Origin of the sequence: Nonomuraea sp. CA-143628, from assembly GCF_050942315.1 — a bacterium.
Lineage (GTDB): Bacteria > Actinomycetota > Actinomycetes > Streptosporangiales > Streptosporangiaceae > Nonomuraea.
On the sequence record NZ_CP192072.1, the window covers coordinates 3,841,238 to 3,864,379 of the forward strand.

Consider the following 23,142-nt stretch of genomic DNA (forward strand, 5'->3'; position numbering starts at 1 on the left):
GGTTCCCTTCATGGGGCCTCGCTGACGATGGACCGTTTTGTTCGTCTCCCCTCGTAGGGGATGTCCCTTGACGGGGACCTCCGCCACCTCGGACCGTTTCTTCGTCTCCCCCGAAGGGGGTATTCCTCCACAAGAACCCCAGCCACCACGGACCCGCACACAGACCAAGACGGTCGCGTGACGAACCACCCGGAGGGAGCGCCTAGGGCAGCCGCCAGTTCGCCGTCCACAGGCGGGAGCCGGTGCGGCGGTCGAGGCGGCGGAGGAACGACAGGACGCCGGACGCGCCGGTCGCCCAGGTATAGCCGGGCTTGTCGAGGTCGTTGCCGGTGAAGACCGGTGCCGAGGGCTCGCCGCCGGCGCGCATCAGCATCAGCTCGACGACCTCTTCGGCGCCGCGCCAGTAGGAGTCGTCACCGGTGGCCATCGCCAGGTCGATCAGCGCCTCGCCGATGCCCGCCAGGCCGCAGCACTGGGACACGACCCATGCCTGCGGCGCGATGGCCAGGCTCGCGCGGGCGCCCCGCTCCGCCAGGTCGAGATAGCGGTCCTCGCCGTACGAGCCGGCCGCGTGCGCCAGCGGGCCGAGGATGCCGGAGATGCCCTGGCACCAGGACGCGCCCATGGCCTTGGCGTCCGGCCCGGTGAGCTCGCCGAGCATGATCTCGGTGGCGGTGGCCAGCGACTCGAAGCGTTCCCTGGCCGCCTGCCCGGCGTCGTGGTCGCCGGTGGCCTCGTGGTAGGAGAGCAGGAACTCCGCGCATCCGGCGGCGCCGTGGGCGAAGGCCATCTCCACGTTGACGCCCGAACCGGCCTGGGCCGGTGCCACCGCGTCCTTGGAGTCCGTCACCTCGCCGGAGACCAGCAGTCTGGCGCACTCGGCGGCCACTTCCAGGTGGCGCGGATCCTGTTCCAGCGCGGCCAGCGAGAGGTGCCCCGCGCCGATACCGGCGACGCCGTGCGCCTGGTCCGCGCGTTGCTCGCCCTCCAGAACGATCGGCCCGATGTCCGGCAGTTCGGGTACGGCGGTCAGCCGCGCGGCGGCCAGGAACAGCGCCGTCCCCGTGCGGCCGAAGTACAGCGCCGGGGGGAGCGCGGTCGGCGGCATGACGCGCGCCGTCCAGCGGGCCAGGTCGGCGGCGACGGTCTTGGCCTCGGGGTGGTGCAGCAGCTCCATGCCGACCCCGGCCGACCCGCCGTAGACGTTCGTCACCGGCGGGCTTGACGTCCGGGCGTCCGCCGGGCCGTCCATCAGGCCCTCCGCGAACCGTACGCACACGCGGGTGGTGTGATCCAGGACCTGCGACAGCAGCGCACCGCTGAACCGCACCCCGTCAGACCGCGACGCCGTACGACCCGCCCGCCCGGCCCCGGCGTCGGCGTTGACGTCGGCCCCGGCGTCGGACCTGGCGTCCGCCTCAGCGTCGGCTCCGGCGTCGGACCTGAGGTTCGTCTCGGCGTCGGCCCCGATGTCAGACCTGGCGTCGGCGCTGAAGCAGGCACTCACGTCAGCCCTCATGTCGGCCGCAGCCGCCACCCGCTCCTCTGCGTCGAGGCTGAGCAGGCGTGGCAGCAGCCCGACGACGCCCGTCGTGGCGCCGGGGAACATCCGGGCCAGGCACATCAGTGTCCGCTCGACGTTCTTGGCCGGGTCGGGGTCGATCATGATGGGGTTCATCCCGGTCGCCGAGAAGAACAGGGTCGCCCCGAGCGAGAAGTAGTCATCGGCGGGCTCGGAGGGGCGGTCAGCCTGCTGGCCGGGCACGCTGTAGCCACGGCTCCACCCGGGCAGTTGCAGCCCTTCGTACCTGCTGTTGCCGAAGTCGATCAGCGTGCAGCGGCCGTCGTCGCCGAGCACCACGTTCTTGGGGGAGAAGTCCCTGACGACGACGCCGCGCGCGTGCACGGCGTCCAGCACCTCCAGGAGCCGGCCCGCCAGCGCGGTGAGGTCCCGGTCGCTGCCGTTCTCGGTGAAGCGGCCCCGCTCGCCGACGAACCGGTTGAGGTCCAGGCTGCCGGCGTCGGTCATGACGAGGAACTCGTCCTCGCCGTGCCGGAAGTGGTCGATCGGCGTGGGGATGCCCGGGACGCCGTCCAGGGCCTTGAGGATGCGAAGGTCATTGCGCAGGTACATGCGCAGGTCCCAGCCCTCGGCGTTCTCGCCCACGTAGGCGCGGGCCTCCTTGACCACGACCGGCCGGCCGTCGGCGTCCTCGGCCCGGTAGACGTTGCCGCGCGGGCCACGCGCGACGCCGGATGTGACGCGGTACCGGTTGCCGATGAGCCTGGCGGGCGCCTCACCGGCGTCCGGCCCGGTGGCGCCTTCCCGAGGCGAGTCCCGAAGTGAGTCCCGAGGCGGGTCCTGAGGCGAGTCGGGGACGCCGCTCTGCGGGCGGAACGGGTCGGTCGCCCATGGCGGGCAGGAGAATTCGGGTCCCGCCGCGCCCGGCAGGTGCTCGCCGTCGGGGCTGACGATGATCAACTCGAAGTCGCCGTTCTCGTCCACGCGGTACTGGGGGGCGAAGGGGGCGTACCGGTAATAGACCGGCGCGCCGCGGCGCACCTGGCGATCGCTGACGATGCGCGGCGCGGCCAGCCCCGCCAGCGCCTCGGCCAGCCGGTGACCGAGGGGGACGACCTCGTCCGGCCGCGGGTAGACGGTGATGGCCTTGCCGACCGCTCCCGGGTCGAGGTCTCCGGAGTTGAGCTCCGCGAGCTTCTCGGGTGAGCAGGCGACCTTGAAGTCGCAGGACACGTCGGCCAGGACGGGCAGGACCCGTTCGAGCGTGTCGCCCAGAGTGCCGGGACGGGCGGAGACATGCAGCTTCCAGCCCTGGTTGGGGGTGGTGGCACGCGGGTCGTGGACGCTGACCCAGGTGTCGCCCTCGTAGATTTCCCTAGTGTTCGACTCGGCAAAATGGGTAAGAGAAACAATCACATTTACCGTCAACGAGAAAACCCTTCTGCACCGACCGGCCGGATGCCTGAAGAAAGGCCACCGGAAGTGCACCGATGGCCTTTCCACAGCGGTACGGCGCAAGGAGCGCGCCGCCGCGGAACGCCTAACGCGTTACCGCCCGATTACACGATCGAAGGGCAGCAGGGGAACGTCGAGCAAACGGTACGCTTGCAGGTGTTCACGCAGGCCTGAGGCCCGTGGAGCAGTGCGGCGAGCTCGCCTTCGAAGTCGACGGCGAGGTCCTCGTACTCCAGAACGCCTGCGTCGCGGGGCTCCATCGTAAGAACGGACATAGGGGCTCCTTTCTTGGCCACCGGTAGGCGGCCGATGTGGGGCTTGAGCCTGGGGGCGGCGCCGGATAAGTGCCGTTACCCGTGCCCTGACCGCGAAGGGAATCGCCTGTCGCGGCCAAACGGACGCATTATGTGCATACCTCGCCAAATATGTCCAGGCATCACGGAACGTGATTCCTTGCCCCGACCGCGCCAAGGCGGAATCGTTTACAAAAGGGGTTTACGGCGACACAACGGTCACCTAGATTGGCTGGGTGATCCCCTGGCTTCCCGCATGAAAGCGTTCTGGAAGAAGCGAACCCCGGACGTCGCGGCGGACAGGTCGGGGCTGGCGCTCGCCTACTGGGAGAGCCATGGCGACGAACTCCTGACGGCGAGCATGGCGAAGATCGCGCGTCGCCTGCCGTACCTGGTGATGTCCGCGCTGCGCATGGCATGGGAGGCGCACCGCCGCGACACGATCATCGCGCTGGCCGGGAACCTGGCGGCCGGCATCTTCACCGTCTACGGCCTGGTCGCGACGTCCGACGTGCTCGCCTCGCTGTTCGCCGGCGGTCCGACGCCCGAGCGCGTCCGGGCGGCGCTGCCCGCGCTGGCGCTGGTCGCGGCCGCCGCCGCGCTGCGCGGGGCGCTGCTGACCGCCGCCACCTGGGCCCAGGCGCGGCTCAAGGTGGAGGTCGAACGGCTGGCCGAGACGCGGCTCTTCGAGCTGACCACCCAGGTGGAGCTGACCGCGTTCGACGACGACGAGTTCCACAACGCGATGCGCAGAGCCCGCGACAGCGGCGTGCCCGACGCCGCGGGCGTGGTCGAGGCGACGATCGCCGTGATCGGCGGCGCCGTCGGCGTGCTGGCCTCGGCCGTGGCGCTCGGCCTCATGCACCCGCTCCTGACACCGCTTCTGCTGGTCACGGTCGTGCCCGCGGGCTGGGCCGCGGTACGGGCGGCGCGCCTGCAGTACGAGGGGTACTACCGGCTGTCGGCCGCGCGGCGGCGCAAGTTCATGCTGTCGGACCTCATGGCCGAGCGCCTGCCCGCCGCCGAGGTGCGCGCGTTCGCGCTGCGCGACTTCCTGCTCGGCGAGTACGCGAACGTCGCCGACCTCGAACAGGACGTGCAGCTCGACGTCGCGCGCCGCCGTGCCGTCACCAAGGCCGCCGGCGACGCGCTGACCGGCGTCGCGACCGTCGCCGTCTACGCCGCGCTCGCCGGGCTGCTGGCCGTCGGCGTCATCCCGCTCTCGGTGGCGGGCGCGGCCGTGCTGGCCATCCGCGCCGGCCAGATGTCGCTGGCCGCGCTGGTACAGATGATGAACCGGTTGTACGAGGCGGGCCTCTACTTCGGCGACTACCTGTCCTTCCGCGAGCTGGCCGCCTCACGCGTGCGACAGCCATCCGGTACGGCGACTCCGGAACCGTCCGGGCGGCTGGCCGCCGACCGGGTGACGTTCGCCTACCCGGGGGCGAGTGGCCCCACGCTCAACGGGATCAGTGTCGAAGTGGGGTTCGGCGAGGTCATCGCGCTGGTCGGGGAGAACGGCTCCGGCAAGACCACGCTGGCCAAGCTGCTGGCCGGACTGTACCGGCCGGACTCGGGGACGATCCGCTGGGACGGCGCCGACCTGGCCGGCCTCGACACCCGCGGGCTCATCTCGGTGATCGCCCAGGACCACACTCGCTGGCCGCTGACCCTCCGCGAGAACATCCTCATGGGCCGCCCGCTGGACGAAGACCGATTGGCCGCCGCCGCGGCCGCCGCCGGGGCGGACGACGTGGTGGCCGGACTGTCGCAGGGGTACGACTCGCTGCTCGACCAGCGCTTCCGAGGCGGCCACGACCTGTCGGGCGGGCAGTGGCAGCGGATCGCCGTGGCCCGCGGCTTCTACCGCGACGCCGCCCTGGTGATCTTCGACGAGCCGACCTCCGCGCTGGACGCCCGCGCCGAACACGCCCTGTTCGAGCGCATCCGCAAGTACGCCGACGGCCGCTCCATCGTCCTCATCACGCACCGGCTGGCCAGCGTCCGGTACGCCGACCGCATCTACGTCCTAGACCATGGGCGGGTGGCCCAGCAGGGCACGCATGCCGAGCTGATGGAGGAGGGTGGCCTCTATGCCGACATGTACACCCTCCAGGCCCAGGCGTACCGGGACGCGGCCACATGATCGTTCTGTCGTCGGCCTATGTGGCGCTGATCGCGGTCCTGCTGTACGCGGCCGTGAGCAAGGCTCGTGACCTGGCAGGATTCGCCGCCGACATCGCGGGTTACCGGCTGATCCCGCAGCGGCTCACGGTCGTCGCCGCCGTCGCGGTGGTGGTGGCGGAGCTGGTGGCGGCGGGGTTGCTCACCGCGCCACCCACCCGGCGCTGGGGCGCGCTGCTCGCGGCGGCGCTGTTCGCCGTCTTCCTCGCCGCGATGGCGTCCGTGCTGTGGCGCGGGCTGAGCGCCGGCTGCGGCTGCTTCGGCGACCACGGCCTCGTCGGCGCCGCCACCATGACGCGTACCGGTCTGCTCGCGGTGCTGGCGGTCATGGCCGCTGTCGCGGGACCTTCCCCGTTCACCCTCGTCCACCTGCTGGTGGGAGCGGCGTACCTCGTGCTGACCTTCGTGCCGGCCCGGCTGATCGGAGCCGTGGAGCGCGGCCGCGCCGGTCCCCGCCCCGGCACCCACTGGGACGTGACCCCACCTGCGGTGGCCCTCACCTCTGAACGGCCCGGCGTCCTTTATGCGCTGATCGCGCCGACATGCGGTCTCTGCAGCGCGATGTTGCCCGCCTTCGTCGCGGCGGAGCGGGTGGAGGTCGTCCTAGTGAGCGCCGCGGAGGAGGGACGGGTCCGCGAATATCTGGAGGCCCAGGAGGTCGAGTTGCCGTTGGTCATCGATCCCGGGGTGTTCGATCGTCACGGCATCCCCTGGCCGCCGTACGCCGTGCTGACCGACCGGCAGGGCGTCGTCCTGGCGGCGGGCGGCGCGGCCGAGCCCGCCGCTCTCGACGCCCTGCTGGCCCACGTCCCCTCGGCTGCTGGCCGAACCAGGACTTGAGTACGAGCCGCCGTGCGTGGTGAGGGGCGGAGGTGACCACCCGGCTGTCCCGCTACCACTGACAGCGGATGACCTCCGCCCCTCCGGCCCCTGGGATTGAGGACCGGCCGTCGCACCGGGCCAGGGTGGGGGACCAAGGACTGCCAAGCGCGACACCGTAGACGCTAACCCGCCGCCGCCCAGCGGTCTGTGGACGATTACGCAGAACGTCTGGACTTCCCTAAGAGCGGGCGGCCCAAGCGGCCAGCACCGCCGCCTCCTTCTCGGGCGCGATGCCGTGCTGCGCCTTGGCCCCGTAGGATCGCTCAGCCTCCGGGACGCCACGCAACCACGCCCACGTGTCCCGCACGGTCTCCGCCACCGGCCGTACGCGCAGCCCGGCAGCCTCGGCCTTGGCCGTGGGCACGCTCCAGAAGTTGGCGATCTCCTCTGACGGCGGCCCGCCCCACAGCGGCAGCTCGACGAACGTCCCCACCCCCTGATCGACGAGGAACCGGTCGTCCACCCAGACGAACTCCGCGTCCGACCCGGTCGCCTCCTTGCCCAGCTCCAGCCACTCGCCGTACGTGGTGTTGCCCGCGGGCCCGGTCACCGCGAACCGGTCGGCCGTACCCAGCTCCGCCTGGTCCAGGGTGAAGACGGCGATGTCCCGCGCGTCCACGAGCTGCATCGGCGTGCCCGGATCACCCGGCGCGAGCACCTGGCCGCCCTGGGAGATCCGGTTCAGCCACCACGGCAGCCTGCCGACGTTCTCGTACGGGCCGAGGATCAGGCCCGGCCGCACGATCAGCGCGTTGCCGTCGAACCCCTGCTCCACGGCCCGCTCGCAGCCGCCCTTCAGCACCCCGTAGTCACCGTCGTCGGGACCGGCGTCCGGCGCGCAGGCCCACACCCCCGAGTCCTCGGTGGCGGCCTTGCCGGGGAAGCCGTCGATGGCGGAGACCGACGAGATGAACGCGTATGTCCCCACATGTCCCGACAGCGCCTGCGCCGACGCACCGACGACCTGCGGCACATAGCCGGACGTGTCGACCACGAAGTCCCACGTGTGCCCGTCGGCCAGCCGTTCGAGGTCCGCGGTCACCTCGCGGTCACCCCGGATGGCCTCCACTCCGGGCAGATCCGCCCCGCTCTGCCCCCTGTTGAACGTCGTGACCTGATGCCCCCGAGCCAGCGCCTCCTCGACGATGGCTCGTCCCAGAAATCTCGTCCCGCCGATGACCAGTACTCTCATGCCGACATTCTTCGCGTACGACCAACAAACCGGTCATATCTTCACGGAGAGCGTAGACGGGAGAGGCGGCAGCATGTGCACCCTGGCGGAGCTGATGTCGAAGTACAGGCCCACCAGCTCCAGCTGCCCGGCCCGCACCTGCTCGTCGACCTTGCGGTAGGTCCGCAGGTTCTCCAGCTGCTGCTGCACGTTGACCTTGCACAGCCGGTCCAGCGCCCCGCCGTCGAGCGGCTCGTCCGCGGTCTCGATGAACGTGGCCAGGCTGTGGTAGCCGTGCCGCAGCCAGCGCCGCATCCCCGGCAGGCTGCCCGCCTTCACCCCGCCGCTCAGCAGCCCGCACATCGCCCCGCAGCCCGAATGTCCGCAGACCGTGATCGTGTGCACGCCCAGGACCTGCGTCGCGTACTCGATGGCCGCCACCACCGAGTCGTCGTGCGGCTCGGCGCCCCTGCGCGGCACCAGGTTGCCGATGTTGCGCACGGTGAACAGGTCTCCGGGGCCGCTCGCGGTGATCAGGCTGGGGATGACCCGTGAGTCGGCGCAGGTGATGAACAGGTGCGTGGGCTGCTGCTTGCGGGCCAGCTCGGTGAAGATCGGCCGCACCAGCGGAGCCGTACGCCGGTGATACTCCCGCGCGCCCGCCGTCAGCTGGCACTCCACGCTGGCCGGACGGGGGGTGCCCGGCGCCGACCCGCCGTGCCGGGCGGGGCGGTGGTGGCGGTGCGACCACGGCAGCCACCACCGGTCCGGCGTCCGCGGCGGCGTCTTGGTCCGGGACAGGCGGGTCCCGCTGGCCGCCATCGCGTACCACTCGTCGTGCAGCTCGTCGATGTCGACACTGCCGCCCAGCCGCTCGTGGTTCAGCCGCCAGGAGTGGATGGCCTCGAAGGCGGCGTTGTCCATGAAGTCGATGTTCAGGTCGAGGTCCACGGCCGTGCCGGGCGGGATGGCGCGCAGGTCGTGGGTGAGCCTGGGCACGCCAAGGAAGGTGAGCGAACCGGAGATCGTCGCGTGGACGCGCCCGTCCTGCTCCGGCCGCGTCTTGACGGTGACCCAGGTCAGCCGCCGCAGCGCGAGCAGCGCGGCCAGCGCGAGACCGGCCAGCACCCCCTCGGCCAGCCCGAGGACCAGCACGGCCCCCATCGTCACCAGGTAGACCGGCACCTCGCCGTGGCCGTGCACCTTCCTGACATGGCCCAGATTGACCATCTGCACGCCGATGAAGACGAGCAGCGCCGCCAGCGCCTCCATCGGGATCAGCTTGATCGTCCACCCGAACCCGAGGGCGAACACCACCACCCACACCCCGTGCAGGACCGCCGAGAACCGGCTGCGCCCGCCCGCCTGCACGTTCGCGGTGCTGCGGACGATCACGCCCGCCACCGGCAGCCCGCCCAGCGCGCCCGAGACCATGTTGGCCACGCCTTGCCCGCTCAGCTCCTGGTCGAGGTCGGTGCGGGGGCCGTCGTGCATGCCGTCGACCGCGACCGAGCAGAGCAGCGACTCGACCCCGGCCAGCAGCGCGACGAGCATCACGGCCGCCACGATCCGGTGCCAGTCGCCGGACGGCAGCACGGGGAAGGCCCAGGAGGTGACGGCGTTGGACAGGTCGATGCGGGTGACGTCCCAGTCGAACGCCCACGCGGTCACGCCGGCCACCAGCAGCGCGGCCAGCGGCGCCGGCACCGCCTTGACCCGTTTGGGCAGGCGCGTCCACAGCGCCAGCACGGCGATCGTGAGCAGGCCCACCGCCACCGTGTGGCCGTGCATATCGGCCAGCTGCGCCGGCAGCTCCACGATGTTGGCCAGCGCCGAGCGCTGCGGTCTGCCGCCCAGCACGACATGCAGCTGGGAGAGCGCGATGACCACGCCGACGCCCGCGAGCATGCCGTGGATGACCGCCGGCGAGACCGCCAGCGCCGCCCTGGCCGCCCGGAAGACCCCGAGCACCAGCTGCACCGCCCCCGCGATCAGAGTGATCATGCAGGTGGCCCGCCAGCCGTACGTCTGCACGAGATCCGCGACGACCAGGGACAGGCCCGCCGCGGGCCCGCTCACCTGTACGGCGGAGCCACCGAGCGCGCCCGCCACGATGCCGCCCACCATGGCGGCGATCAACCCGGCGGCCAGGGGGGCACCCGAGGCCATCGAGATGCCCAGCGAGAGGGGCACCGCGATGAGGAAGACCACGAGCGAGGCAGGTACGTCGTACCTGAGCGTGCTCAGCACGCGACTCAGAGTGCCGATCATATGTCGAACCCTATTGCCCCGCGTGCCGGGGGCTTAAGGGGTCATCGGCGGCTTTACAGATTAATGAGTGGCCGCCGTCACTCGTCCGCCGTCCGGCGGTCGCCGATCAGCGGTAGTAGTCGGGGAATTCCTGCTCGGGGGTGGAGCGACGGTGCCCGCCGCTGTTGCCCTGGGCGCCGCCGTTGCGGCCGCTCTGCCGGGCACCTGCCTCGGGCGTGCCGCCGTAGTTGGGCCAGGCGGCGTTGTTCGCCGGCGGCTCGCCCCAGCCCGCCGGCATCTGGCCGGGCGGAATGCTGGTGATGTCGCCGGTCTCGTACGCGAAGGTCTGCGCGATCTGGCCGGGCGGGAGGCTGGTGATGTCACCCGTCTCGTACGCGAAGTGCTGCGGCGCCGGCTGCATGGGCGGGGCCGACAGCACGTCGTCGTAGGCCGAGACCGCCCGCGCGGGCGCCGTGGGGGTGCCGGTGGCGGGGGAGGGGCCGGTCAGCGGGTCGGAGTCATCGGCCACGGCCCAGCCGGCCCGTACCTCATAGGAGGCCGGATAGGAGGAGCGGGGGGCGGCGGCGGGCTGCTGCGGCTCGAAGGCCGGCCAGGAGTCGCTCGACGGGGCGGCGGGAGCCGGATCGTCGAGGATGTCGTGGTGCTGCAGCGCGGGCCACGAGCCCGACGCTGTCGGCACGATCGGCGGGTTGGTCCAGGTGGTTTCCAGCGGGTCGGTGTTGGCGCCGTAGACCGTGAACGGGACGCCGGCCTGCGCGCCGCCGATCGGGGAGACCGGCGCGGCGGGGGCCGGGGTGGCGGGGAAGGAGCCGCTGCCGCCGACGGCGGGGAAGGAACCGCTGGTGGCCGGGGTGGCGGGGAACGAGCCGCTGGTGGTGGCCGGGCTGTTCGTGCTCAGCGAGGTGCCGCTACCGACAGCGGGGAAGGAACCGCTGCCCGCCCCGGGCTGGGGCGGCGTCACCTGCTGCGCGCCCACGCCGAGGATGCTCATCACGTCGGGCGGCGTCGGTGCGGAGAAGGTCACCGTGCGCTGGTCGGCCAGCTCGGCGGCCGTCGGGGCCGGACGCTGCGCCGACTCCACGAGGTCGGCCAGACCGGACGAGCCGGACGAAGCCGCCGCGGCGGCGGGCCGCTGGGAACGCGAACGCTGGGATCGCCCGGGAAGCGGCGCCTGGACGGTGGCCGCGTTGGGGTCGACGGCGGTGACGGGCTCGCGCTTGGCGGGCTCCCGCTTGCCGGACCGCTCCCGCTTGGCGGCGGGGCGCTGCTGCTCGCGCTGGGCGCTGGGCTGCTTCTCGCGCTCCCGCTCCCGCTCGGCGGCGGCTCGTGCGGAGGGGGTACGCGCGGCGGGCCTCTGGGCGGGCTTGTCCCCGGGCCGGTCGGAGGGGCGCTCCGAAGGACGCTCTGGACGACGCTCCGAAGGACGCTCGACGGGGCGCGAGGCGCCCTTGCGCGCCGCGACCGTGCCGCCGGCGCCGAAGCCGCCCTCTTCCGCGTCGCTGCGGATGTTGGCCCAGAACTCCTCGTCGTCGGAGTCGGAGTTGGGGTTGCCCCACTCGTCCACGCCGCGCTTGCCACGCTGGCCGGTGCGTACCGGTTTGGCCTTGACCTCGTCGATAGGACTGAAGTCAGGGCTGAAGTTGTTCATGCGCGGTTCGCTCTTGGAGAACTCATCCGTGGAACGCGTCTGAGTCCTCTCATCCTTCTCGGCCATCTGCTTCAGCCGCTCGGGAGGCAGAGAGCTCTCCCGACGGTTCATCGAACGCATGCCCAGTGCCACGACGACGAGCACGAGGAGCACGACAGCGACCAAGCTGACTACGACCGCGATCATTGCACCACCCTCAAAGCCATGGCCTCCCTGCGGCACCGGTGAGATCGCGCGGCCATCGACGCGACCTTCCCCCTTTGATCACCAGCACCTAGCGATTGGATCTGATTGTGTCGGACCACTATGAGCGTTGTCACACCCTACGTGAAGAATTGGTAACTATTACTACGTTTAGTGAGCGGCGTCTCACTGGATGTTCACCACCGTGAGCCGGCCGCGGGCAATGGTCTTGTCCGCGATCTTTCTCAAGACCTCGGAGAGGGGGGCGCCCTCCTGGACATCGACCTTGCCGTTCAGCGAATAGACGCTGAAGCGGTAGCTGCCCTTCTCCACGCAGGGGGGCTGGTAGCCCGCCTTGCCGCTGGTCACCTTGGCCTGGCTCGCGCCTTCCGGCGGGCTCGCGGCGGCGTTCGGCCCCAGCTCGGTCGTCGTCGCGGGGATGTTGTAGAGCACCCACTGGACGGCGGATTCTGATGGTGAGAGAGAGTCGACCACGATCGCGATCGACTTGGCGTCGGACAGAGGCTCGCTGGACCAACGCAGAGGCGGACTGCCCTGAGCACCCCTGCAGGAGTATTCGCGCGGCAGCGGTTCGCCCGCGCGCAACTCCGGGCTTGAGACGTTGATCTCGGCGATCTCTTTGGCTTGGGACCTTCCCACGAGGAAGTCGCAACCGGACGACGCGAGCACGACAGCCACCGCTGTCACAGAGACAGCGATGTGTCTCACGCGTCCTGCCGTGTTACACAGCCCCATGCCGCATGATGCTACGCGGCTATCCGCCGTGCGCCGACCGTTTCGCGAGGGTCGGTGGTCGGTAAAGGACCGTAAAGCGGGCGCAATGCGGGCAAGATAGGAGTGAACTTCGCCACATCCATGACCTTCGCCGCCCTCGGTCCGCAGGTGGCTCGGCGGGGCCGGGAACCGTGGGGATCGCCGGGAAACCGGGTCCCGGCCTGCTGGTTCTCGTCGCCGTGACGATGGCCGCGCCCGACGGGCCGACGGAGCGGGCGAGGGGGACGGCCTGTCCGGCGGGTGCGGGGGACGCGATGTGCGTCCGGTCCGTTCGGCCGGACATCGCGCTCAGTAAAACCAGGTGCCCAGGTGCGCGGCCCCGGTCAGGTGGGCGGCCCCGGTCAGGTACGCGGCCTTGGCCAGGTGCGCGGCCCCGGCCCCGGCTGGCCACCGGTGGGTGGTGTCCCACTGGGTGGTGGATCCACGATCCCGCCATATGGCCTCTACCAGGGACGAACAGGACCGAGCGGTCGAGAAACCACACCGCTCCGCGGGACGCCGTCCGCAGACGACAGGGACGGACACAGGCGAACAGCCCCGGACCTTGCTGGACATGGACCTGGACGGACCCACGCCCTGGATCTGTCCGGACGGACCTCGACTCGGACCAGGACCGACCCGGAGCCGGATGGATCCAGACCCCGGACCTGTCTGGACGGACCTGGATTCAGTCCAGGACCGACTCGGACCTTGCCGGGCCTGGACTCGAATGGCCGGATGGACCTGGATTCGGACCAGGACCGACTCGGACCTTGCCGGACCTAGACCCGGATGGCCGGACGGACCTGGATGGCCGGACTTGGAGGGGAACCGGTCTCACACGTGGCTGCGGAAGACCCTGATCGCCAGCGGCGCGAACACCACCACGAACCCCGCCGACCACAGCAGCGAGACCATCGTCGGCCAGGCGATCTCGCCGCCGATCAGTAGGCCGCGGATCGCGTCGGCCAGGTAGGTCACCGGGTTGACGTCGGACCAGGCCTTCAGCCAGCCGGGGAACGTGTCGGCCGGCACCAGCGCACTGCTCGTGAACGTCAGCGGCATCATCGTCGAGAAGGAGATCATCTGCACCTTCTCCGGACTCGACGCCTTGAGCCCGATCAAGACCGACATCCACGACATCGCCAGCGCCACGACCACCAGCAGCGCCAGCGCCCCGAGCAGCCCCGCCACGCTGGTCGTCACCCGGAACCCGAGCACCATCCCGAACCCGACCAACAGCGCGAACGCCCACACTTGCTTGAACGTGTCGGCGATGATCCGGCCCGACAGGGGTGCGGTGCGCGCGATCGGCAGGCTGCGCAGCCGGTCGAACACGCCCTTGGTGATGTCGGTGTTGAGCCCGATCGCCGTGGACAGCGTGTAGAACAGGGCATTCTGGACCAGCAGGCCAGGCAGGGCGAACTGCAGGTAGTCGCCGGTCGAGCCGGAGATGGCACCGCCGAACACATAGGTGAACAGCAGCAGGAACATGATCGGCTGGATGCTGAGGTCGAGCAGCTCCCACGGGTTGTGCTTGATCTGCACCAGGCTCCGCCAGGCCAGCGTCATGGTCTGCCTGAGGGTGGCGCCGGGACCGACCCGGCCGGGCAGGGTCGTCGTGATGGCGGTCATGCGGTGGCTTCCTCCGTCTGCTCGTCCTCCGCGCGGTGCCCGGTCAGGGCCAGGAACACCTCGTCGAGGCTGGACTTGCGCAGTGCCAGCTCGGAGGCGACGATGCCGAGGTCGTCGAGGCGGCGGACGATGGCGGGCACCACGGCCGGGTCGCGCACGGCGGCCGTGACCATCGCGCCGGACAGGTCGGGTGCCACGTCGAGGACGTCGGTGACCACCTTGGCGACCAGGTCGAGCTGGTCCTCCCTGAGGGGCCGCACCTCCAGCACCTGCGCGCCGGTGGTGGCCTTGAGCTCGTCGGACGTGCCCGACGCGATGACCTTGCCGTGGTCGAACACCACGATGTCGTCGGCCAGCTGGTCGGCTTCCTCCAGGTATTGAGTGGTCAGCAGCACGGTCACGCCGTCGGCCATCAGACCGCGCACGACGCCCCAAAGCTCGGTGCGGCTACGCGGGTCGAGACCGGTCGTCGGCTCGTCCAGGAAAAGCACCTGCGGCCTGCCCACCAGGCTCGCCGCCAGGTCGAGCCGCCTGCGCATCCCACCCGAATAGGTCTTCGTGGCCCGGCCCCCGGCGTCGGCCAGGTCGAACCGGCCGAGCAACGCCTTCGCCCGCTCCCTCGCCTCACCTCGCGACAGGCCCAGCAGACGGCCGATCATCATCAGGTTTTCGACACCGGTCAGCATCTCGTCGACCGCGGCGTACTGTCCGGTCAGCCCGATCAGCGACCGCACCTGATGCGCTTGCCGGAGCACGTCGAACCCCAGCACCGTGGCCGTGCCCGCGTCGGGCGTGAGCAGCGTCGCCAGAATGCGCACGGCGGTCGTCTTGCCCGCGCCGTTGGGTCCCAGCACGCCGAGCAGCCTGCCGGTCGGCACGGCGAGGTCCACACCGTCGAGTGCCTTGGTCTCGCCATAGTGCTTCACCAGGCCGTCTGCCTGAATCGCGTACTGCATGACCCGCCCCTCCTCCTCGGTGCCTCCACTTTGGACTACGGCACCGACAGTTTCCGGTCGACGTTCCGGCCGGCGTTTCCGGCCGGCGTTTCCGGCTGGCGTTTCCGGTCGGCATCCGGCGCCTCTGGCCGATCACCGACGCGGGCGGGAGCAATAAGCTGGCCTCGTGACGTCTTCTGGCCCGTTGCGTGACCCCCGACACCGTGTGTCGCCCAAGGCCATCCGGCTCTGGCTCGCTGAGGCGTTGTTCGGGTTCGTGCTGCTCGTGGGGTGCTCGATCCTGGTCGCGCGGTGGGTCGGGGGGAGCGGGTGGTCGTGGGTGCCCGGCTGGTTCGCGGACGACCCGTGGCTGCTGCCGGTGGGGGTGGGCGTGCTGGCCACGCCGTTCCTGGTGGCCGAGCCGTTCGTACGCTATGCCGTACATCGCTGGGAGCTGTCGGGCGATGTGGTCTACACCCGGTCGGGGTTCCTGACCCGGGAGTGGGTCTTCGTGCCGGTCAGCCGGATCCAGACGGTCGACAAGGCGCAGGGATGGGTCGAACGGCTGCTCGGGCTGGCGACCCTGGAGATCCGTACGGCCTCCCACGCGGGCTCGTCGACGATCAAGGGCCTGGACTACACGGTGGCGGCGGGGCTGGCGGAGGAGCTGGCGCACCGCGCGGAGCAGCTCAGGGACGATGCCACGTGACCGATCCCCGCCCCGGCCCTCCCGCGCACCCATCGGCGCCCGAACCTCACCCCGGGCCTCCCGCGCACCCGCCATCTCCCGAACCTCGCCCTGGGCCGTCCGCGCACCCGTCGGCGCCCGAAGCCGATCCCGAGCCGTCCGTGCACCCGTCGGCGCCGGAGGCCGATCCCGAGGCGCACTCGTCCGCGTCTGAACCGCGCCCCGGCCCTCCCGTGCACCCGTCCGCGCCCGAAGCCGATCCCGGGCCTCCCATGCACCAGCCGGCGCCCGAACCAGCTGATCCTGCTCGTGAGGGCTCGTTCCCGCCGGTGACCGTTCCCGCCGGGCCTGTGGAGCTCGCTCGGGTGCCGATGCGGCTGAGCCCCAAGGTGCTGCTCATCCACCCGGTACGGATGATCCCGTCGCTGATCGTGCCCCTTGTCGGGCTGCTGTTCGTGGGTGGGTTCTCCGGCATGTCGTACACCTGGGCGGCGGTCGGGGTCGGCGTCACGCTGGCCTTCGCCGTCGTCCGGTGGGCGATATTCAGCTACGAGATCGTGGGCGACCGTCTGGAGATCAAGCGTTCACTGATCAGCCGGTCGGTCCGTACCATCCCCTTGGAGCGGATCCGCGGCGTGGACGTCTCCACCCCGCCCATGCACCGGCTGCTCGGACTGGCCGTACTCAAGATCGACACTGGGGCGAGCGGCGACGAGGAGGAGGGCAAGCTCGACGGCGTCACCCTCAAGGAGGCCGAACGCCTGAAGTCGGTCCTGCTCCGCCGCACCCGCGCCACCCGCCCCGCCCGAGCCGCGACGCCCGATGAGACCTCCGCTGCCGCCTCCGCCACGGATCCCGCCGCGGTCACGGTGTCCGCCGCGGTTCGTGGGGAGACGGTGGAGGCCGAGCGGGAGATCATCCGGGTGCCGTGGACCTGGCTGCTGTACGGCCCGCTGTCCGGCGCGTACCTGCTGACGCCGTTCGCCCTGGCGGGCGGTGCCGTGGGGCTGGCGTTCCAGTGGGGCGACGACCTCGGCTACGGCCGGGACGCCGCGCTCACCGTCGGGGAGTGGCTCTGGGAGCACCCCTACCTGCTGCTCGCCGTGGTGCTGCTGCTCGTGGTGGCGATGCCCTTCGTGGGCGGTGTGATGTACGCGGTGTTCAACTGGAACTTCCGCCTCATCAGCCGCGACGGCTACCTGGTGGCCGAACGCGGGCTGATCAACCGGCGCAGCGTGTCCCTGGAGGCGGGGCGCGTACGAGGCTACGAGATCATCGAGGGACTCCCCGAGCGCTGGGCGGGCGTCGCCCGGGTCTGGGCCATCGTGACGGGCCTCGGCGACTCACAGACCCGTGGGCAACTCCTGCCGGACGTCCCGCGCGCGGTCGCCTTCCGGGTCACCGGGGAGGCCATCGGCACCTACCAGGCCGAACTCCGCCCTCACCCGCCCATCGCCCGCAACCGCCGCCTCTTCCGCGCCGTCGCCCCGTGGCTCGCGCCGGCCCTCGCCACCGCCCTGACGGCCCTGCTGACCGTCCAGCCGGTCTGGTGGATCGGGACCGTGGTCGCTCTCCTCCTGGCGGGCTTGGGGATCCCCCTCGGCATCGACAGGTACAGGTCTCTGGGGCACGGGTACGACGGCGTACGCTTGGCGGTCCGCTCAGGCTCCCTCCGCCGCTCGCAAGCGGTGGTGGAACGCCGCGCGGTGGTGGGCTGGCACCTCAGGCAGACATGGTTCCAGCGGCGAGCCAGGGTGTACACACTCACCGCAGGGGTGGGAGCGGGCAAGGGCGGCTACTCGGCGATCGACGTCTCACAGTCCCAGGCGATCGGGTTCCCGGCCGAGGTGACACCGGAGTGGCTGGCTCCGTTCTTGTCCGAGGAGCAGTAGGGCAGGCACCTTCCGCTGCTCGCCGACGGGACGCCTCCGGACGCGCTGTTCTACGGTGTTGGTGCGGTCAGCCGGTGCCCTTCCGTCTGAGTCCTCGTCCCCGCTCGCGCTCGCGTGCTCACGACTGAGTCTCGCGCGCTCGCTTGGGTCCCGGGCGCCCTTCCATCTGGGCTCTCGCCCTCGCTCCCGTCCTCGCGCCTTCAGCCTGCGCCCCGGGGCGCTCAAGGGCCCCAGAGGCCCGGGAGGTCCTGCGGGGAGATCACCGACGAACCGCCGGGCACTGCGCGGGCGGTGTGCGCGGGTGGTGCTCAGACGGCGGTGTGCGGACGGCGCTTGCGGAGTGTGTGCGGGCGGTGCTTGAGCGGTGTGTGCGGGCGGGTGCTCGGCTCAGTCCTGTCGGCGGGCGCCGAACATGATCTCGTCCCAGGTCGGCACCGATGCGCGACGCCCCCTGGAGCCCTTGCGCGGCTGACGGGCCGCAGGGGCGGGCGGGGGAGAGGGCACCGGGACCGGGGGCTCCTCCTTGGCCGCCGGCTGCTCGGGCTTCGCGGTGTCGTCCTTGCTCGACCTCGCGGCTGGTACGGCAGGCTCAGGCGCTGTCGGCTCAGCCTTGGCCGCCGCCGGCTCAGCCTTGGGCTCGGTTTTGGGCTCGGCCGTTGCGGGCTTGGCCTTGGGCGTGGGTGCCGTGGTCGGCGTGGGTGCCGAGGACCCGGCCTTGGGCTCCGGCTTCGAGGGCTGCGGCTTGGGCTTGGGTACGGGCGCGGTCGGTACCGGCTCGGCGGCGGTCGCCGCTGTGTCGGCCTTCGCGGTCGCCTCGGCCTTCGGGGCTGCGTCAGCCGTCGGGGTGGTGTCGGCCTTCGGGGTGGTGCCCGCCTCAGGTACGCCTGCGGCGGCCTGGGGCTCGGGAGCTGTGGGGCTGGGCTTGGGGGCCGCTGTCGTGGGCTCGGGGTCGGTGGTCAGGTCGGCAGTCGGCTCGGCTGCCGACCGCGCCGCCGTCTCGGGCGTGGTCTTGGAGGCGTCCTGGTCGGTTGCCGTTGCGGGAGGAGTGGCGTCCTTTGTCGCAGGCGCGGCCTCGATGACGGGTGGTGTGACGATGGTGTCCCCAGCGGCGGGCGCGCCGACTACTGCGGCGGCCTTCTGGCCAGCACTTCCCTGGCCAGAAGCCTCCTGAGCAGAAGCCTCCTGGCCAGAAGCCTCCTGAGCAGCGGCTTCCTGGCCAGCGGCCTTATGCGCCGGGCCTTCAGCCTGGGCTTCCGTGGCGGGGGACGTCTGCGGCGCGGTGGTGCTCTCCACAGTGGCGTCCCCCACCGCGGTGGCGCTCCGCACAGTGGTGTCCCCCACAGTGGCGGTGCTCTCCACAGCGGTGCTGCCCTCTGCGGCGCTTCCCACAGCGGTGCTCTCTGCGGCGCTGCTCGCCGTTGCGGCGCCAGCGGGCTCCTCGATGACGGTGTCATTGGGCTGCGGCCCAGTGACAGTCCCAGCGGGTTGTACGGACTCCGCGGCCGGAGCGTCGGTGCCTGCCACGGCGGACGGCGACTCCGCAGCTGAAGGCGAATCCGTGATGGGCGCCGACGCCGCAGAGGTCTGCGCGGTGGACGCGGGTGCCGAGCCCGCGGCGACGATGTCTGCCGCCTCGCCGTCCGCGACGGCGCTGCCAGTGACGGCGGCGTTCGCTGGGGTCGAGTCCGTGGCGGCCGAGGCCGCTGCGGACTCGACCTCGGGCGCGGCGGCAGACGCCACAGCGGCATCGACGTCGGGCGCGGTGGCCGGGGTCACAGGAGCGGGCGGCTCGTTGCGCTCCACCGGCCCTGCGGTGCGGTCGCCCGCCGCCGGGGCGCTTGAAGCCGGGCCGTCGATGGCGGGCGCATCGGTAGCTGGGCCCTGTGGGGTGGTCGTGTTGGCGACGACCGGGCTCTGCGCAGTGGGCGCGTCGGCGGCCGAGTTTTGAACGGCGGGCGCACCGGTCGCTGGGTGGTCTGCGACCGGAACGCCGGCCACCGGACCCTGTGCGGTGGGCACGCCGACGGTCTGGCCCTCCGTCGCGGGCGCGTTGGCGGCGGGCGCGCCGATAGCCGGTCCATCCGCGGCGCGTGTGCCGGGGGTCGCGTCCGGTGCCGGGGGCAGCGTGACAGCGTCTTCGGGCGAGAACGCAGTGGTACGGGTGCCCGGAGGCGTGCTCTCGCGGCTCGCCGCGGCGTAGATGGCCTCGCCGTCCCGGCCGGTCGGGCGGTCGGTCTGGCGGTCAGGCGGGCGGGGAGTGCCGTAGTCGGGCAGCCAGGACGAAGGGTCGCCGTGACGTGCCGAAGGGTCGCTGGGGCGGGTGTAGCCGGTGTCCTGCGCCGACGACGACGAAGACGCCGTAGGTGCTGACGACGCCGACGGATGGGTACGGTGGCCGGGCTCCTGGGCGCCGTAGCCCGTCTCCGGTGCTGACGGCTCGGCCAGGTAGCCGGTCTCCTGCGCGGGAGCACGGTAGCCGGGCACGGGTGGCTCCGAGCGGTAGTCCCTCCCTGGCGGGTCCGAGCGGTAGCCGGGCTCCGCCGTGCGGCCGGAGGGGTCGGTTGCGGGGGCGCGGTCGAAAGGGGCCTCTCGCGCCGGAGTGAAGGGCGTCTCGCGGTACGGGGTCTCGCGGGACGGCGCGCCGTGAGACGGGGTCTCGCGGGACGGCATGTCACGGGACGGGACATCACGGGACGGCGGGCGGCCGTAGGGCGACTCCGTGCCTCTCGGCTGGTAGCCGACCGCCGGCTCCTGCGGCTCCGGCTCGTGGCGGATCACCGACGGGAACGGCAGTGGGTCCGACGCCAGCGGCGGCACCGGCTGCAGCTTGGCCACTCGCGGTGTGAACGGCGTGACCGTGGTGTCCTCCACCACGGGGCTGGGGTCGAAGTCGGCGGCCGAGAGCCGCATCGACTCGTCGTCGTGCGGCGTGACGTGCCGCCTGCGCGGGTCGAAGAGCCACTCGGCGTGCCTGGTGTGACCGTTCCAAACGTAGCCGAGCTTGACGCGCCAGAGGCCGTCGTCGCGCTTGGCGGAGTCCCAGTCGATCTCGTCGGTGGGCACGCCGCGCCTGGTGAGCCGCTCGGCGACGAGATCGCCGAGCGTCGGGCCGGCTGAGGACTCTCCGGGCATGCGTACGGACACGCGCTGCGCCTGCTGGGCCACGTACTCGCGCTCCTGGAGCACGGGGCCCTCGAACCAGCGGACGCGTTCGACCGGGATGCCCGCTGTGGCGGCGATCTCCTCGGCTGTCTCTCCGGCACGAATGCGGGCCTGGATCTCCTTGGGGCGCAACGGACTCTCCACTTCGATCTCGTACTGGCCGAGACGGGAGAAGTTGCCGCGGACGGCAGCACGGAGCCGGTCGTCCACGGGAAGCGTGAACCGTGTACCCCGCCCTGCTGTCGCCAGCACGAGATAGGTACCGTCCTCACTTACCGCGACGAGTCGGAGCTCCTGCATGCGAGTCCCTTCGTCAGCGTGCTGCTCATTCTTCCCCCGGACCCTTGAGTCTCTCGCGTGTGCCGGTTGCCTGCCAGCACCGTACCCGGCATGTCCGAACATCGCCTTCCTGGGATAGCCCAGGGGCGATGTGACGCCGGTCACATTTGTTGATTCCATCATCTTCAAGGCCTGCCCGTGCGCAAAGCCCTCGACGGATTCTGGCGAATAGTGTCACGCGTCGCCGCGCACTTCAGCCAAGAGGCCAGAACGGATGGGTTGGCGGCTGGATGGAGCTCCAGGTAGCGGGCGGCGGCGCCGGCCAGGCGGGGGGCTCTGGCGGAGTACGTCTCGCCGGTGGGGGAGAGCCGGCATCGGCCGGTGTCGCTGGCAGCGACGACGAAGACGCCGGACCGGGCCAGGCGGGCCATGGCGGTCCGCAGGGCCGGGGAGTCGGCGCCGTCGAGGGAGATATTGGCCACGGCGGGATCCCGGGCGTGCCTGCGTACCCAGTCGAGACCGGCCAGAGCGTCCGACAGGCTGCCGGAGCCGCCGCAGCCCAGCACCCGTACCGCGGCGACGCTCGCCTGGGGCGCCGCGCCGTGCGACCGGCCGGCCACTGCGCGCGCCACCCGGGTGCCATGGCCGTCGCAGTCTTCGCCGGTACGCCCGGTGGCGTCGAAGGCCGACCAGAGCCGATCCCCCAATCCATCCGGCTTACGGAGAGTCTCCGCGCGACCCGACATATGGGGATTCCCCGAGCGGAATGCGCCGGTTCGGCCGTGGGTGGCGCCGCTGTCCACGATGTAGACCGTGACGCCCTTCCCAGTGGCACGAGTGGCACGGCGGGTGCGGCGGGCGGTGGACCTGGTGACCGGCATGGGGCGGATCTCGCGGTCGGGCTCGATCGCCACCACCCTGGGATCCGCGCTGAGCTCGGCCAGTTCGCTCGCGTTCAGCAGCGTGGCGAAGCCGGGCAGTGCGGCGGTGTAGAAGCGGCGTACCCGCCATCGCATCTCGCCGACCAGGTCGCGGGCCCCGGCCCGGTCACGCACGGTAACGATGAACGGGCGCGTAGGCTCGGTTACCGGTGGCCGGGAGGCGAGGCCGGAGGCGGGCGCCATGGCGAGGGGGATCGCGGTGGTCACGGCCGTCGCCGCGGCCGCGGCGAGGTAGAGAGAGGGCAGGCCGATTCGTCGGGGCACGAGCGACGAGGGTGTCTGTCACACACGTCACAGGAACAACAGGACACGCCCTCGCGTCTATTCACGAGAAAGCTCTTTACCGAACGCGGGCGAGAAAGGACTGATCCGGGGGATGAGCGGCGAGCAGCGGAAGTTCGAGCTGAGCCTGCCGCAGATCGCGGGAAGCGCCCTGGCGGCGGTCACGGCGGCGGTCGGAGCCTCCTACCTCGGCGTGGGGGGAACGGTGATCGGCGCGGCGCTGATGAGCGTGGCGAGCACGGTGGCCACCGCGGTCTACACGCACTACCTCAAACGTACGGGCGAGAAGGTCAAGCAGCACACGGTGATCGCCTGGCGTGAGTCCGGCACGGCGGATCCTCCGCCCGAGCGCGACGAGGGCCAGGGCGAGCTGGCGACGGCCGCCCACGCTACGGTGCGTAACCTCGGCGAGGTGCAGGGGCCGGGCGAACCTCTGCGGCCCGGCGAGACCACGCTGGTCATGGCGCCGATCGAGGTGCCGGCGCGAAGGCGCATGCCGTGGGCGAAGACGGGCATGGCCGCCGCGCTGGTGTTCGGGGTGAGCATGGGCGGCATCCTGACGTACCAGACCATCGCTCAGACGACCGTGCACGACCAGCTCACCGGCGGCAAGCCGGTGACCGAGCGTGGCAAGGCGCCCGCCAGGGAGAAGGAAGAGCCCGCGGTCGAGCCCCGGACGACGTTCTACAGCGACCCGGCGACGCCCAGCGCGAAACCGACGCCCTCCCCGACCGCCTCGCCGACCCGCTCGTCCCAGAGCCCCACGCCGACACCCACGGGCACGGACAAGGACACCGGCAAGAACACCGTGGAGCCGTCGACCCCGTCCGCGACCACTTCGGCTCAGGACCCCGACGGCATGACCGAAGCGCCGTCCGCCCCGACCGAGCAGCCGCAGCAGTCACAACCGGCACGGCAGGACGAACCCGCCGAGGCACAGTAAAT

Annotated in this window: 15 protein-coding genes; 5 read left to right on the top strand and 10 right to left on the bottom strand. The window is 71.5% G+C overall.

Going from position 1 to position 23,142, the window contains the following annotated elements:
* Positions 1–202: 202 nt before the first annotated feature.
* Complete coding sequence (gene lanL, locus ACQP2T_RS17870) at positions 203–2,938, bottom strand: class IV lanthionine synthetase LanL (RefSeq protein WP_433517252.1); 2,736 nt, start codon at positions 2,936–2,938, stop codon at positions 203–205.
* 143 nt (positions 2,939–3,081) lie between these two features.
* On the bottom strand, positions 3,082–3,252 hold the full coding sequence (locus ACQP2T_RS17875; RefSeq protein ID WP_433517253.1) for an SflA family class IV lanthipeptide: 171 nt from the start codon (positions 3,250–3,252) through the stop codon (positions 3,082–3,084).
* Between the two features lie 274 nt (positions 3,253–3,526).
* Between ACQP2T_RS17875 and ACQP2T_RS17880 the strand changes: the two genes are divergently transcribed.
* On the top strand, positions 3,527–5,416 hold the full coding sequence (locus ACQP2T_RS17880) for an ABC transporter ATP-binding protein (RefSeq protein WP_433517254.1): 1,890 nt from the start codon (positions 3,527–3,529) through the stop codon (positions 5,414–5,416).
* The gene (locus ACQP2T_RS17885; RefSeq protein ID WP_433517255.1) at positions 5,413–6,294 is read left to right on the top strand and encodes a TlpA family protein disulfide reductase; all 882 of its coding nucleotides are present in this window, start codon (positions 5,413–5,415) and stop codon (positions 6,292–6,294) included. Before ACQP2T_RS17880 ends, ACQP2T_RS17885 begins: the two co-directional genes overlap by 4 nt.
* A gap of 220 nt (positions 6,295–6,514) precedes the next feature.
* On the opposite strand, the gene ACQP2T_RS17890 is transcribed toward ACQP2T_RS17885, so the two are convergent.
* From ACQP2T_RS17890 to ACQP2T_RS17915, 6 genes are all read right to left on the bottom strand, one after another.
* Complete coding sequence (locus tag ACQP2T_RS17890; RefSeq protein WP_433517256.1) at positions 6,515–7,528, bottom strand: NAD-dependent epimerase/dehydratase family protein; 1,014 nt, start codon at positions 7,526–7,528, stop codon at positions 6,515–6,517.
* A 33-nt stretch (positions 7,529–7,561) separates the two neighbouring features.
* Complete coding sequence (locus tag ACQP2T_RS17895) at positions 7,562–9,778, bottom strand: SulP family inorganic anion transporter (RefSeq protein ID WP_433517257.1); 2,217 nt, start codon at positions 9,776–9,778, stop codon at positions 7,562–7,564.
* Positions 9,779–9,884: 106 nt separating this feature from the next.
* On the bottom strand, positions 9,885–11,612 hold the full coding sequence (locus ACQP2T_RS17900) for a hypothetical protein (protein ID WP_433517258.1): 1,728 nt from the start codon (positions 11,610–11,612) through the stop codon (positions 9,885–9,887).
* Between the two features lie 183 nt (positions 11,613–11,795).
* The gene (locus ACQP2T_RS17905) at positions 11,796–12,308 is read right to left on the bottom strand and encodes a YbhB/YbcL family Raf kinase inhibitor-like protein (protein WP_433517259.1); all 513 of its coding nucleotides are present in this window, start codon (positions 12,306–12,308) and stop codon (positions 11,796–11,798) included.
* 912 nt (positions 12,309–13,220) lie between these two features.
* A complete protein-coding gene (locus ACQP2T_RS17910) occupies positions 13,221–14,018 on the bottom strand; it encodes an ABC transporter permease (protein WP_358557094.1) in 798 nt (265 codons plus the stop codon).
* Positions 14,015–14,974 carry an ATP-binding cassette domain-containing protein gene (locus ACQP2T_RS17915; RefSeq protein ID WP_433517260.1) on the bottom strand — a complete coding sequence of 320 codons (960 nt, stop codon included), beginning with the start codon at positions 14,972–14,974 and terminating at the stop codon, positions 14,015–14,017. The genes ACQP2T_RS17910 and ACQP2T_RS17915 overlap by 4 nt, the downstream gene beginning before the upstream one ends.
* A gap of 166 nt (positions 14,975–15,140) precedes the next feature.
* On the opposite strand from ACQP2T_RS17915, the gene ACQP2T_RS17920 reads away from it, so the two are divergent.
* Complete coding sequence (locus ACQP2T_RS17920) at positions 15,141–15,662, top strand: PH domain-containing protein (protein WP_433517261.1); 522 nt, start codon at positions 15,141–15,143, stop codon at positions 15,660–15,662.
* Positions 15,663–15,970: 308 nt separating this feature from the next.
* The gene (locus ACQP2T_RS17925) at positions 15,971–17,533 is read left to right on the top strand and encodes a PH domain-containing protein (RefSeq protein WP_433517262.1); all 1,563 of its coding nucleotides are present in this window, start codon (positions 15,971–15,973) and stop codon (positions 17,531–17,533) included.
* Positions 17,534–17,920: 387 nt separating this feature from the next.
* Here the strand turns inward: ACQP2T_RS17925 and sepH are convergent, their stop codons facing one another.
* Both sepH and ACQP2T_RS17935 read right to left on the bottom strand, forming a co-directional pair.
* Positions 17,921–20,995: a septation protein SepH gene (sepH, locus tag ACQP2T_RS17930; RefSeq protein ID WP_433517263.1), complete on the bottom strand. Its 3,075-nt coding sequence runs from the start codon at positions 20,993–20,995 to the stop codon at positions 17,921–17,923.
* 164 nt (positions 20,996–21,159) lie between these two features.
* Complete coding sequence (locus ACQP2T_RS17935; protein ID WP_433517264.1) at positions 21,160–22,179, bottom strand: S8 family serine peptidase; 1,020 nt, start codon at positions 22,177–22,179, stop codon at positions 21,160–21,162.
* 112 nt (positions 22,180–22,291) lie between these two features.
* On the opposite strand from ACQP2T_RS17935, the gene ACQP2T_RS17940 reads away from it, so the two are divergent.
* Entirely contained in the window at positions 22,292–23,140 is an 849-nt protein-coding gene (locus ACQP2T_RS17940; RefSeq protein ID WP_433517265.1) for a hypothetical protein, read from the top strand.
* The last annotated feature ends 2 nt before the right edge of the window (positions 23,141–23,142 follow it).